The following is a 12,923-nucleotide window of genomic DNA, read 5'->3' as shown; positions in this document are numbered from 1 at the left end:
TCGCGCGTGCGCCGGTGGCTCAGCTCGTCTCCGGGTGCACCCGGTGCAGGCCCCGACGGTCGTAGTAGGTGGTCATGCCGAAGCCGAAGGCGAGCGCGGCGACCGTGGCGATCGCGATCATCACCCAGGCCCGGGCGAGCCCGGCCTCGGCCTGGGCCCCGAAGTACAGGATCGACCGGACCCCGTCGCTGAGCTGGCGCATCGGTTCGAACACGGCCAGCCCGCGGTAGAACGACGGCAGCGCCTGCAGCGGGATGGTGGCCCCGGAGGACGGCAGCGACAGGGCGATGAAGATGAACATGCTGATCAGCTGGCCGACGCTGCCGAACGCCGCCACCAGGGCCTGGACCCCGAGCCCGACCGCCGCGCTGGCGCAGACCGAGAACACCCAGAGCAGCGGCAGGTGCGAGGCGTCCATGTCCAGGATCACCACGGTCGCCAGCATCACCAGACTGGACGTCAGGACGGACAGGCCGACGGACATCACGCTGGTGACGGCCAGCGTCTGGGTCCGGCTGATCCGCACCAGCGGCAGCTGGGTGCGCAGGGGCCCCAACTCGCTCGCCGCGTACCCGAGCGATACGTCGACGCCGTTGCTGATGATGTTGGCCCCGAGGAAGCCGCAGAGCACCAGCAGCAGCGTGTAGTAGAAGGCCGTCAGCCCCAGTCCGCTGTGCGCGCCGATCGGGTGACCGACCTCCACCACCACCGCCAGCGGGTCCGCGAGCAGCAGCCGTCCGGCGTTGGTCGCCCCGGCGCCCTGCTGACCGGGTGGCGGCGCGGTCAGCGTCGCACCGAGTTGCAGCGAGGCCTGGTGGGCGGCCTGCTGGGAGATCTGGGAGGCCAGCGAGGAGGCCAGGCTGCCCACGCCGGGGTTGGTGAGCACGAGCATGCTCGGCCGCGCCGGGTCCGGTTGGGCCGAGGCGCCGAGCGCCGCGACCGCCGCGGTGAGACCGGCGGGCGCCTCCAGTACGCCGTAGAGCTTGCCCGAGGCCAGCTGCTCCATCGCGGCGGACCGGGTGAGCGGGCGCCAGGAGACCTCCTGCTGCGGGTCCGGTGCCGTGCGGATGCCGGTGGTGATCCGCTCGCCGAGGTTCACCGGGCTGCCGGCCAGTTCGCCTCCCTGGTCGGAGTTGACCAGGCCGATCGGCAGCCGGTGCAGATCGGCCCGCGGGTTCACGATGCCGCCCATGTAGAGGAGCGACAGCAGCAGGGCCACGGCTCCGACGATGATCGTCGGCAGCGCCCACACCTTGGGATTGCGCAGCACCTGCCAGGCGCTCACACCGGCCTGGGGCTCGTTCGAAGTCATGGCTCTCCCGCGGGCGTCGGTCGGGCGGCCCCCGCAGCACGGTAGCCCCGCTCCGCCCCGCCACCGCGGCGCCCCGCCCGCGCACCCCGACCGGGGACCCGGTCGGCGGTACGCGCGGGCTACGCAGGTGGCCCTGCGGGAGCCCCGGCACCCGGGACCCCCCGGGGCGCCGGGTGGGCCCGGGTCGGTGTGCCGGCCCAGGCCCACCCGTGGGATCAGGCCTTGCCCTTCAGCCCCGCCGCGATCTGGCCCGCGAGCTTGGTGGCGGTGTCGGTGGCGGCGCCGGTTCCGCTGCTCGCCAGCACCGTCACCACGGCGGTGCCCACCCGGGCCGCGACCAGGGTGGTGCCGCCCTTCCAGGCGGGGCTGGTCTCGGTGATCACGTAGGCCTCGTCGCCGACGCCGGGCAGCGGCTTCTCGGCCACCGTCACCTTGCTGCTGGTCTGGGCGTCGGTGTAGCTCGGGCAGGCCAGCGAGAGCTTGCCGAGCGCGCCGATGACGGTCTTCGCGGTGGTGTCGCGGTAGACGTCGATCTCCTGGGCCGACTCGGCGGAGGCGTTCTTGTCGATGTAGGCGTTCTCCGCGAAGGAGACCCCGGCTATCCCGGTGATCTCCGTCCAGGACGTGCCGCCGAGCCTGACGCAGTCCGGCGTGGGCACCTCGGTCACGGCCGGGAGCTGGTACGTGTCGCCGGTGTCACGGGCGCTGGTGGTGTCCAGGGCGAACCCGGCGGCGAAGGCGGAGGCGGGCGCCAGGACGGCCTTGAGCTGGGTGCCGGTGAGCAGCCCGGCATTGGGGTCGGCCGCGGCCGGGGCGGCGGCCGGGGTCGCCGACGGGGTGGTGGACGGCGCGGCCGCGGGCGTGGAAACGGCGGCGGTGGCGGCGGGGGCCGCGGCCTTCGGGGCCGCCGAGGAGCAGGAGGTCAGTGCCAGCGGGAGGACCGCCGCGGCGAGGATTCCGGCGGCGGTGGGTGTGAAGCGCACGATGTTGCCCGATCTTGCTGTTCGAATGATGCACGCACCGGATCGTCCGGGCGTTCCGGGGGACGGTGTCCGCCGGCCCGACCCGGGCGGGCGTCACCCGTGGCCCGGCCCGCACCCGGCATCGGTGCGGCCGTCGGCCCGCGTGCTCGCGTGTCCGCCCGCACCGGACGCCCGCTCGCAGCGACGGGTGTCGCTGCCCGCACGGCGAACCGGGCGGCGGGGACGGACCAGGGCGGGCGGAGGACGGGCCGGGGGCCGGGCCGGGGACGGCGGGAGGGGAGGAGGTGCTCGGGGTGCCACCAGCCGGGATCGGGCGGAAGGACTCGGGCATCACATCCGGTGGCACCGGAGCGATCAAGAGTTCGGTGGAAGTGTTTGCCGGTCCATGTGAAACATTTACCGAAACGTCTGCAAACGGTGTGCGCAGGGTGTAGAGGGGATGGCGACCACGACCCGAATGCTGCCGGCCACAACCCGGTGCCGACCGCGGCGGCAGCCGTGACGGTGTCGGCCCGGCGGGGCCGCCTCCCCCGCTTCGGCACCTCCCCGCACCTCCCGGAACCCCTGGCGATACGGGCCGTCCGAGCGCGGACGCGCCCTCTCCGGGCGCTGTCACACTGCTACTGTCACAGCGAGAGTGTTCCGTACGGTTCCGCCTGGTTCCCGAGCAGCAAAGGCGCCGCACCATGTCAGCTACGCCCGCCACGCCCGGCCTCTCGGCGGGCCCGGCCGGCCCCGCCGCGGTCGGCCCGGCCGACGCTCCGGGCGGGGCCGCCCCGACCGCCTCCCCCGGCGCGCCGCTGCGGCTCACGGTCGACGAGCTGGCCGCCCGGGCCGGGGTCACCGTCCGGACCCTGCGGTTCTACAGCACCAAGGGTCTGCTGCCGCCGCCGGAGCTGGGCCCGCGCCGGGTCGGGCTGTACGGCGCCGCCCACCTGGACCGACTGGAACTGATCGAGGAGTTGCAGCGCCAGGGCCTGACACTGGCCGCCATCGAGCGCTACCTCGCCCAACTGCCGGATGACATCAGCTCGCTGGACCTGGCGATCCACCGCGCGCTGGTCGCGTCCTGGACGCCGGAGGCCGCCGAGGAGACCGGGCGGGCGCAGTTGGAACGGCGGGCCGGGCGGGCCCTGTCGGACACCGACATCGCCCGGCTCGCCGCCATGGGCGCGCTGGAGCGGACGGCCCGGCCGGACGTGTTCCGGGTCGACCCCGGCCTGCTCCCGCTCGGGGTGCGGGTGCTGGACGTGCCGATCCCGCTGGAGACGCTGGTCGCGGCCCGCGCGGTGGTGCTGCGGCACAGCAGGGCGACGGCGCACGAGCTGCACCGGCTGTTCCGCGAGACGGTGTGGAAGCCCTACCGGGAGAGCGATCCGCCGCCGGCCGAGCTGGAGCGGATGAAGGGCCTCACCGACCACATCCAGCCGATGATCGCGCAGGCACTGGTCACGGCGTTCCAGCGCTCGCTGCGCGAGGAGCTGGGCGACGGGCTGGGCGAGGGACTGGACGCAGAGTCGGGCGAGGGATTGCGCGCGGAGTCGGGCGAGGGCTGAGCAGAGGGGGCCGGGCGCACTGCCCCGGCCGGGCGGCGGGCGCCGCACCCGGGAACGTCCCCGGGTGCGGCGCCCGTACGGTCAGTCCTGGAACCGGCCGCCCTCGGCGGCCAGCCGCTCCAGCATCGCCGGCGGGTTGAACCGCTCGCCGTACGTGGCGGCCAACTCGCGGGCCCGGGCGGTGAATCCGGGCAGGCCGCCGTCGTAGCCGTTGATGTACTGGAGCACCCCGCCGGTCCAGGCCGGGAACCCGATGCCCAGGATCGAACCGACGTTGGCGTCCGCGACCGAGGTGAGCACGTTCTCCTCCAGGCAGCGGACGGAGTCCAGCGCCTCGGCGAAGAGCATCCGCTCCTTCATGTCCTCGAACGGGATCTGCGCCTCGGCGCCGCGGGTGAAGTGCTCGCGCAGGCCGGGCCAGAGGCGGGTGCGCCGGCCGTCCTGGTACTCGTAGAAGCCGGCGCCGCCGCTGCGGCCGGGGCGGTCGAACTCGTCCAGCATCCGGTCCATCACCGCGTCGCCGGGGTGCTCGCTCCAGGTGCCGCCGGCCTCCTCGACGGCCCGCCGGGCCTCGTTCCGGATCTTGCGCGGCAGGGTGAGGGTGAGCTCGTCCAGCAGCGAGAGCACCTTGGCGGGGTAGCCGGCCTGGGCCGCGGCCTGCTCGACCGAGACCGGGTCGACGCCCTCGCCCACCATGGCGACGCCCTCGTTGATGAACTGGCCGATCACCCGCGAGGTGAAGAAGCCCCGCGAGTCGTTGACCACGATCGGCGTCTTGTTGATCTGGCGGACCAGGTCGAACGCGCGGGCCAGTGCCTCGGCTCCGGTCTCCGGACCGCTGATGATCTCCACCAGCGGCATCTTGTCGACCGGCGAGAAGAAGTGCAGGCCGACGAAGTCCGCCCGGCGCTCCACGCCCTCGGCGAGCAGGCCGATCGGCAGGGTGGAGGTGTTGGAGCAGAGCAGCGCGTCCGGCGCGACGACCTGCTGGACCTCCTGGAACACCTTGTGCTTGAGCTCCGGGTTCTCGAACACCGCCTCGATCACCGCGTCACAGCCCGCCAGGTCGGCGGCGTCGGCGGTCGGGGTGATCCGGGCCAGCAGTTCGGCCCGCTGCGCCTCGGTGGAGCGACCGCGCGCCACCGCCTTGTCCAGCAGCCCGGCGGAGTACGCCTTCCCGCGTTCGGCCGCCTCCGGGGTGACGTCCTTGAGCAGTACCTCGATGCCGGCCCTGGCGCAGGAGTACGCGATGCCGGCGCCCATCATGCCCGCACCGAGCACCGCGACCCTGCGGACCTCGCGGGCCGGCACGCCCTTGGGGCGGCCCGCACCGGAGTTGACGGCCTGCATGTCGAAGAAGAAGGCCTGGATCATGTTCTTCGAGATCCGGCCGCAGGCCAGCTCGGTGAAGTAGCGGGCCTCGATCACCATCGCGGTGTCGACGTCGACCTGGGCACCCTCGACCGCGGCGGCCAGGATGTTGCGCGGGGCCGGGTAGTCCGCGCCGGCCAGCTGCTTGCGCAGGTTGGCCGGGAAGGCCGGCAGGTTGGCCGCGAACGCGGGGGTGCTCGGGGTGCCGCCGGGGATCCGGTAGCCCTTGACGTCCCAGGGCTGGACGGCCTCCGGGTTGGCGGCCACGAAGGCGTGCGCCTTCTCCAGCATCTCCTCGCGGGTGCCGGCCAGTTCGTGCACCAGGCCGTTCTCCAGGGCCTGCGCCGGGCGGTACTGCCGGCCCTGCAGCAGGACCTTGAGCAGCGCGTCGGTGATGCCCATCATCCGCACGGTGCGCACCACGCCACCGCCGCCGGGCAGCAGTCCGAGGGTGACCTCGGGCAGGCCGATCTTGCTGCCGGGGGCGTCCAGCGCGATCCGGTGGTGGCAGGCCAGCGCGATCTCCAGCCCGCCGCCGAGGGCCGCGCCGTTGATCGCGGCGACCACCGGCTTGCCGAGGGTCTCCAGGGTGCGCAGGGCGCGCTTGATCCGCATCGAGTTGGCGAAGACCTGGTCGGCGCTCTCCGGCGTGGCCGCGGAGATCAGCCGCAGGTCGCCGCCGGCGAAGAAGGTCTTCTTGGCGGACGTGATGATCACGCCGCGCAGGCCCTCGGTGGCCTTCAGCCGCTCGACCGTAGCCTCCAGGGCGTCGGTGAAGCCGGCGTTCATGGTGTTGGCGGACTGGGCCGGGTCGTCGAGGACGAGGGTGACCACACCGTCCTGGCCCTGCTCCCAGCGGATGGCAGTCGTGTTGCTCATGAGGTGGAGGTCTCCCGTTTCAGATGCGCTCGATGACGGTGGCGACGCCCATACCGCCGCCGACGCAGAGGGTGGCCAGGCCGTAGCGCAGGTCGCGGCGCTCCAGCTCGTCGATCAGGGTGCCGATCAGCATCGCGCCGGTCGCGCCCAGCGGGTGCCCGAGGGCGATCGCGCCGCCGTTCACGTTCACCTGGTCGTGGCGGAAGCCGAGTTCGCGGATGAAGCGGAGCGCCACGGCGGCGAAGGCCTCGTTGATCTCGACCAGGTCGATGTCGGCGGCGGTCAGGCCGGCCTTGGCGAGGGCCTTGCGGGTGGCGGGGGCCGGGCCGGTCAGCATGATCGTCGGCTCGGAGCCGGAGACCGCGGCGGACACGATCCGGGCCCGCGGGCGCAGCCCGTACCGCTCGCCGATCTCGCGCGAGCCGATCGCGACCAGGGCCGCGCCGTCCACGATGCCGGAGGAGTTGCCGGCGTGGTGGACGTGGTCGATGGACTCGACCCAGTGGTACTTCTGCAGGGCGACGGCGTCGAAGCCGCCGGCCTCGCCGATGCCGGCGAAGGAGGGCTTGAGGCCGGCCAGGGTCTCCACCGTGGTGCCGGGGCGGATGAACTCGTCGCGGTCCAGCACGACCAGGCCGTTGACGTCCTTGACCGGGACGACCGAGCGGTCGAAGTACCCGTCCGCCTGCGCCTTGGCGGCGCGGGCCTGGGACTCGGCGGCGAAGGCGTCCACGTCGGTGCGGGACAGGCCCTCGATGGTGGCGATCAGGTCGGCGCCGATGCCCTGCGGCACGAAGCCGGTCTGGTAGCTGGTCATCGGGTCCATCGCCCAGGCGCCGCCGTCGGAGCCCATCGCCACCCGGGACATCGACTCGACGCCGCCGGCCAGGATGAGGTCCTCCCAGCCCGAACGGACCTTGGCGGCGGCCAGGTTGACGGCCTCCAGGCCGGAGGCGCAGAAGCGGTTCTCCTGGACGCCCGCGACGGTGTCCGGCAGGCCGGCCGCGATGGCGGCGATCCGGGCGATGTCGGAGCCCTGGTCACCGATCGGGCTGACCACACCGAGCACGATGTCGTCGATCGCCGCCGGGTCCAACCCGGGGAACCGGGCCTGGAGTTCGTGGATCAGGCCGACCACGAGGTCGATCGGCTTGGTGCCGTGCAGCGAGCCGTTCGCTTTGCCCCGGCCTCGCGGCGTGCGGACAGCGTCGTAGACGTACGCTTCGGTGGTCACGGTGGGTGCCTTTCCGGGAGGGTCTAACCGAGGAGGGAGCGGCCGATGATCTCTTTCATGATCTCGGTGGTGCCGCCGTAGATGGTCTGGATCCGGCCATCGGTGAACGCCTTGGCGACCGGGTACTCCGCCATGTAGCCGTAGCCGCCGTGGAGTTGCAGGCAGCGGTCGGCGGTGCGCTTCTGCAGTTCGGTCGCCCACCACTTCGCCATCGAGGCGTCCACCGGGGTGAGCGCGTAGCGGTTGTGCTCGGTGATGCACCGGTCGACGAAGGCGCGGGTGACCGCGCACTCGGTGGCCAGTTCGGCGATCTCGAAGCGGACGTGCTGGAGCTTGGCGAGCGGCCGGCCGAAGGCCTCGCGCTGCTTCACGTACTCGGTGGTGATCTCGACCAGGTACTCCGCGCCCGCGATCGCGGCCACCGCGATGGCCAGTCGCTCCTGGGCGAGGTTGCGCATCAACGAGACGAAGGCGCCGTTCTCCTCCCCCAGCAGGTTGGCCTTCGGCACCCGGACGTCGTCGAAGAACAACTCGGCGGTGTCCTGGGCCTTCTGGCCGATCTTGTCGAGGTTGCGACCGCGCTCGAAGCCCGGCATGCCGCGCTCGACCACCAGCAGGCTCAGACCGTGCGCCCCGCCCTCGGGGGTGGTGCGGGCGACCACCACGACGAGGTCGGCGATGATCCCGTTGGAGATGAAGGTCTTGGACCCGTTGAGCAGGTAGTGGTCCCCCTGGTCGACGGCCTGCGTGCGGATCCCCTGGAGGTCGGAGCCGGTGCCGGGTTCGGTCATCGCGATGGCGGTGACGATCTCGCCGCTGCAGAATCCGGGCAGCCAACGGCGCCTCTGCTCCTCGTTCGCCAGCGAGGTGAGGTACGGGCCGATGATGTCGTTGTGCAGGCCGAGCGCCAGCCCGGAGGCACCGGCCCGGGTGAACTCCTCGGCGAGGACGGCGCTGTGGCGGAAGTCGGCACTGCCCCCGCCGCCGTACTCCTCGGGGACGGCGAGGCCGAGCAGGCCGTGCGCGCCGGCGGCCGTCCAGGCGGAGCGGTCCACGATGCCGGCCCGCTCCCAGCGGTCGTGGTGCGGGAGCACCTCCTTGGCGAGGAAGGCCCGGATGGTCTCCCGGAAGGCCTCGTGCTCCTCGGTGTAGATGTCTCGCTGCACTGCGGTGTCCTCTCGGGGCGGTCGGAGCCGTGGCGGCGGTCAGCGGGGGGCGAGCGCGGGCACGCCCCAGTCGCGGGCGACCTCGGCGGCGTCGGCACCCGGGCGCGCCGGCGGGCGGCGCAGCGTGCCGGGGGTGGCGGAGAAGCGCGGGGCGGGCGCGGGCTGGGTGACGCCGTCCAGCTCGGTGTAGGTGCCGCGCGCCACCAGGTGCGGGTGCGCGGCCGCACCGCGCATGGTGAGCACCGGCTCGACACAGGCGTCGGTGCCCTCGAAGGCGGCGGTCCACTCGGCGAGCGTCCGGGTGGCGAAGCGGGCGGCGATCCGGGCCCGCAGCTCCGGCCAGCGCGGGACGTCGAACTGGCCCGGCGCGTCCGGCCCGAGGCCGAGGACGGCGGTGAACTCGGCGTAGAACCGGGGCTCCAGGGCGCCCACCGCCAGGTGGCCGCCGTCCGAGGACTCGTACACGGCGTAGCAGGGCGCGCCGCCGTCGAGCAGGTTGACGCCGCGGCGGTCCTGCCAGCGGCCGGCGGCGAGCAGCCCCCAGAGCATCGAGGTGAGGTGGGCGGCGCCGTCCACCACGGCGGCGTCCACGACCTGCCCGGCGCCGGTCTCCCGGGCGTGGTGCAGGGCGGCCAGCAGGCCGACGACCAGGTACAGCGAGCCGCCGGCGTAGTCGCCGAGCAGGTTGGCGGGGATCGCCGGGGGGCGGTCGGGTTCGCCGATCATGCCGAGGGTGCCGGCGACGGCCGTGTAGCCGATGTCGTGCCCGGCCCGGGCGGCGAGCGGTCCGTCCTGGCCCCAGCCGGTCATCCGGCCGTAGACGAGGGCGGGGTTGCGGGCCAGGCAGGCCTCGGGGCCGACCCCGAGCCGCTCGGCCACCCCCGGGCGGTAGCCCTCGATCAGCAGCTGGGCGCGTCCCACCAGGTCGAGGACCTGGCCGGGGCCCTCGGGGGACTTGAGGTCGACCAGGACGGAGCGCTTGTTGCGGTTGGTGACGTCGTACCCGGGTTCGATGCTGAGCGGGAGGTCGCCCGGCCGGTCGACGCGCACCACGTCGGCCCCCAGGTCGGCCAGCAGCATGGCGGCGAACGGCCCCGGGCCGATGCCCGCGAGCTCCACCACGCGCACGCCGGCCAGCGGGCCGGGGTTGGTCGCTCCGTCCACCTGCTGTCCCCTTCATCGGTTTGACAGTAAAGCTGTAACACTGGCGATGATAGATAAGCGACCCGCCGGTAACAAGGGCGGCGCGCACCCCGTCCGAGGGGCCGCCGGCCACCTCCCGCGCTCCCCGGACCGCCACTGCGGGCGGCCCGCCACCTGACGTACAGTCGGTCCGGTGAACGCGGGGGTTCGGGGGACGGGCAGCGCGCTGCTCGGAAGGCGGGCGCGCCGGCGCTGGGTGCACCTGGTGCTGGGCGGCGCCCTGCTGATGCCGTACTGGCTGCTGTCCGAGGTGGCCCTCAGCGCGCTCAGCCCGGGGGGCGCACCGCTGCACCGGGTCGCCGTGGAGTTCGCCGCCTTCGCCACCGCGCTGCCGCTGGCCGCCGTGACCGCCCTGCTCCCGGCCGTCCGGGGCCTGGAGGGCGCGGCCGCCCGGGCCCTGTGCGCGGGGGCCGCGGGCGAGCTGTCCACCGGACCGTCCGGATCGTGGGCGGCACGGCGGCGGACCGCCGCCTGGTACGTGCTGCACCTCTTCCTCGGCGGGGTGGTGAGCGGGATGTCGCTGTCCGTACCGCCGGCGGCCGGGGCGCTGCTGCTGTCGCACTTCGGCACCCTGCACAACGTGCCCGCCTGGTGGCGGGAGCACGGGCTGCCCACCGGCGCCGTGCCCGCCGCGGCCCTGGCCGCGGCGCTCGTCCTGCTGCTGCTGGCGACCAACGCCGGCGCCGGGGCCCTGCTCGCCCGCTGCGCACCGGCCCTGCTCGGGCCGACGCCGGACGAGCGGCTCGCCGCCGCCGAACAGCGGGCCGCCGTACTGGCCCAGCGCAACCGGCTGGCCCGGGAACTGCACGACTCGGTGGGCCACGCGCTGAGCGCGGTGGGCCTGCAGGCCGCGGCCGCCGCCCGGGTGCTGGCCACGGACCCGGACTTCGCCGCCGAAGCCCTGCGGGCGATCGAGCGGAGCGCCCGCGAGGCGGTGGCCGAACTGGACACCGTCCTCGGCCTGTTGCGCGAGGAGGAGACCCCCGCCCCGGCCGGGCCGACGCTGGCGGCACTGGACGGCCTGCTGCGCCAGCTGGAGCGCACCGGCCTACGGGTCGAGGCGTCGCTCGCGCCGGAGCTGCCCCGACTGCCGGCCGCACTCTCGCGGGAGGCCTACCGGATCGTCCAGGAGGGCCTGACCAACGTCCTGCGGCACGCCGGACCGGCGCCGGCCGGACTGCGGGTGGACCTGCGCGGCGAACGGCTGGAACTGGAGCTGATCAGCCCGCTGGCGGCGGGGCGTCCCTCCAGGCCGGGCGGGGGGCGCGGGCTGCGCGGCATCGGGGAGCGGACCGCCGCCCTGCACGGGGGCTGCGAGGCCGGACCCACGCCGGACGGCACGCGGTGGCGGCTGGCGGTGTGGCTGCCGGCGGGCCCGCCGGAGCCGCGGCCGGCCGGGCTCCCGCCGCGCGGGACCTGACGCGGGAAGGCGACGCCGGGCAACGCCGGGCAGCGCAGGGCAGCGCAAGACAGGACGAAGCAGGATGACGGGGGTCAACGGGATGACGACGATCGAGCGGCCGACCGCGCACGACGGGCCGGAACGGGACCGGCGAGGAGCGGACGGGCGGGCAGGGGACGAGCGAGGACAGGAGGGGCCGGAACAGGACCGGCCGATCCGGGTACTGGTCGCGGACGACGAGCGCCTGGTGCGGACCGGCCTGCGGGTGGTGATCGACGCCGAACCCGACCTCACCGTGATCGGCGAGGCCGCCTCCGGTGCCGAGGCCGTGCCGATGGTCCGGGAGCTGCGGCCCGACGTGGTGCTGATGGACGTCCGGATGCCCGGCGTCGACGGCATCCGGGCCACCGAACAGCTGCTGGCGACCATGGACGAGCCGCCGAAGATCCTGGTGGTCACCACCTTCGAACACGACGACCACGTCTACGACGCCCTCCGGGCCGGCGCCGCCGGGTTCCTGCTCAAGCGGGCGCGGGCGGAGGAGATGGTGCAGGCCGTCCGGTTGGTCGCACGCGGCGACTCCCTGCTGTTCCCCGCCGCCGTCCGGGAGCTGGCCCGGCGACAGGGCGGTGGACGTCGACCGGACGCCGACCGGGGCCCGGTCGGACGCCTCACCGGACGCGAGGGCGAGGTGCTGCGGCTGATGGCGGCCGGGCTCAGCAACGCGGAGATCGCCGGGCGGCTGGTGGTGAGCCCCGAGACCGTGAAGACCCACGTCGGCGCCGTGCTGGCCAAGCTCGGGGCGCGCGACCGTACACAGGCCGTGATCGCCGCCTACGAGTCGGGTTTCGTGCAGCCCGGCTGACCGCCGGTACGGCGGCCCGGCGGTCGGCGACGGCTCCCCGTGCCCGGGCGCCGCGGGTGACCGGCCGGTCCGGCTGCCTGAGAAGATCCTTCACGTCCGCCCTACCAGCCAGTAGAGTGCGACGACCCACCGTCCGATACCTCCCGAAAAGATCAGGTGACCGCATGACCGTCTGGACCCGACCCGCGCTCTGGTGGCGCCTGGCCATCGTGATATCGGCGGGCACGGGCCTGACCCTCGGCACCGGTTCGCTGGTCTACTTCACCATCCAGAGCAACGTTTTCGTCCTGGCCTACTTCGCCGGCGCGGTCTACTGGATGAAGCAGCGCGGCACCGCCGACGCCCCCGCCCCCCGGCTGCGCGGGGCCGTCACCCTGTACATCCTGATCACCGGGCTGGTCTCGCACATCCTGCTGGAGCACGGCGCGAACCCGCTGCCCGGCCTGTTCGACGGCCCGGACAAGCTCCAGCACTGGTCCTCGTTCTTCCTGCACTACGTCACGCCGGTGATGGTGATCATCGACTGGCTGACCCTGCGCCCGCGCAACGCCTCGCACTGGCGCGACATCCCGCTCTGGCTGGCCTTCCCGCTCGGCTACGCCGCGATCGTGCTGGCCCGCTCGGCGCTGTTCTCCAACTACCCGACGCCGTACCCGTACTTCTTCTTCGACCCGACCGTGAAGGGCTACGGCTACGTCTGGGGCCAGATCGTGCTGCTCACGGTCGAGTTCGTCGTCCTCGCGGCGGCCGTCGTGGGCATGGACCGGCTCGGCACGCTGGTGGCCGGCAGGCTGCGGCGGACGGCCCCGGCCGAGGCCTGAGCGAGCGACGCCGAGGGGCGGGGGGGGGGGGGGGGCGGGGCCCCCCCCCCCCCCCCCGCGGCGGGGGGGCGCCCCCCGGGGGCCGGGGGGGGGGGGGGCCGGGCGGGGGGGGGGGGCGGGTTGTGGGGGGC

Annotated in this window: 10 protein-coding genes; 4 read left to right on the top strand and 6 right to left on the bottom strand. The window is 74.1% G+C overall.

The window, feature by feature from the left end:
* Positions 1-19 precede the first annotated feature (19 nt).
* Positions 20-1,312 (bottom strand): YhgE/Pip domain-containing protein, encoded by a 1,293-nt coding sequence (locus tag ACFTWP_RS10750; RefSeq protein ID WP_380264061.1) that lies wholly within the window; start codon positions 1,310-1,312, stop codon positions 20-22.
* Positions 1,313-1,527: 215 nt separating this feature from the next.
* Positions 1,528-2,295: a hypothetical protein gene (locus ACFTWP_RS10745; RefSeq protein ID WP_380264059.1), complete on the bottom strand. Its 768-nt coding sequence runs from the start codon at positions 2,293-2,295 to the stop codon at positions 1,528-1,530.
* Between the two features lie 686 nt (positions 2,296-2,981).
* Between ACFTWP_RS10745 and ACFTWP_RS10740 the strand changes: the two genes are divergently transcribed.
* Positions 2,982-3,851 carry a MerR family transcriptional regulator gene (locus ACFTWP_RS10740; RefSeq protein WP_380264057.1) on the top strand — a complete coding sequence of 290 codons (870 nt, stop codon included), beginning with the start codon at positions 2,982-2,984 and terminating at the stop codon, positions 3,849-3,851.
* A gap of 81 nt (positions 3,852-3,932) precedes the next feature.
* Here the strand turns inward: ACFTWP_RS10740 and ACFTWP_RS10735 are convergent, their stop codons facing one another.
* Genes ACFTWP_RS10735 through ACFTWP_RS10720 form a run of 4 tightly spaced genes read right to left on the bottom strand, consistent with a single transcriptional unit; the run spans position 3,933 to position 9,665 of the window.
* The gene (locus ACFTWP_RS10735; RefSeq protein WP_380264056.1) at positions 3,933-6,101 is read right to left on the bottom strand and encodes a 3-hydroxyacyl-CoA dehydrogenase NAD-binding domain-containing protein; all 2,169 of its coding nucleotides are present in this window, start codon (positions 6,099-6,101) and stop codon (positions 3,933-3,935) included.
* A 19-nt stretch (positions 6,102-6,120) separates the two neighbouring features.
* Complete coding sequence (locus ACFTWP_RS10730; protein ID WP_380264055.1) at positions 6,121-7,335, bottom strand: acetyl-CoA C-acetyltransferase; 1,215 nt, start codon at positions 7,333-7,335, stop codon at positions 6,121-6,123.
* A 23-nt stretch (positions 7,336-7,358) separates the two neighbouring features.
* Positions 7,359-8,501 (bottom strand): acyl-CoA dehydrogenase family protein, encoded by a 1,143-nt coding sequence (locus ACFTWP_RS10725; RefSeq protein WP_380264053.1) that lies wholly within the window; start codon positions 8,499-8,501, stop codon positions 7,359-7,361.
* Between the two features lie 39 nt (positions 8,502-8,540).
* Positions 8,541-9,665: a CaiB/BaiF CoA transferase family protein gene (locus ACFTWP_RS10720; protein WP_380264052.1), complete on the bottom strand. Its 1,125-nt coding sequence runs from the start codon at positions 9,663-9,665 to the stop codon at positions 8,541-8,543.
* Positions 9,666-9,837: 172 nt separating this feature from the next.
* Here ACFTWP_RS10720 and ACFTWP_RS10715 point away from each other — a divergent pair, with 172 nt between their 5' ends.
* The 3 genes from ACFTWP_RS10715 to ACFTWP_RS10705 all read left to right on the top strand — a co-directional run bounded on the left by ACFTWP_RS10715 (position 9,838) and on the right by ACFTWP_RS10705 (position 12,792).
* Positions 9,838-11,124: a sensor histidine kinase gene (locus ACFTWP_RS10715; RefSeq protein ID WP_380264051.1), complete on the top strand. Its 1,287-nt coding sequence runs from the start codon at positions 9,838-9,840 to the stop codon at positions 11,122-11,124.
* A 64-nt stretch (positions 11,125-11,188) separates the two neighbouring features.
* Positions 11,189-11,971: a response regulator gene (locus ACFTWP_RS10710; RefSeq protein ID WP_380264049.1), complete on the top strand. Its 783-nt coding sequence runs from the start codon at positions 11,189-11,191 to the stop codon at positions 11,969-11,971.
* Positions 11,972-12,135: 164 nt separating this feature from the next.
* Positions 12,136-12,792 (top strand): Pr6Pr family membrane protein, encoded by a 657-nt coding sequence (locus ACFTWP_RS10705; protein WP_380264047.1) that lies wholly within the window; start codon positions 12,136-12,138, stop codon positions 12,790-12,792.
* Positions 12,793-12,923: the final 131 nt, after the last annotated feature.

The sequence above is a fragment of the Kitasatospora sp. NPDC057015 genome, assembly GCF_042673745.1.
Taxonomy (GTDB): Bacteria; Actinomycetota; Actinomycetes; order Streptomycetales; family Streptomycetaceae; genus Kitasatospora.
Note: the sequence above shows the minus strand (reverse complement) of the source record. Positions and strands in the feature narration are given on the sequence as shown.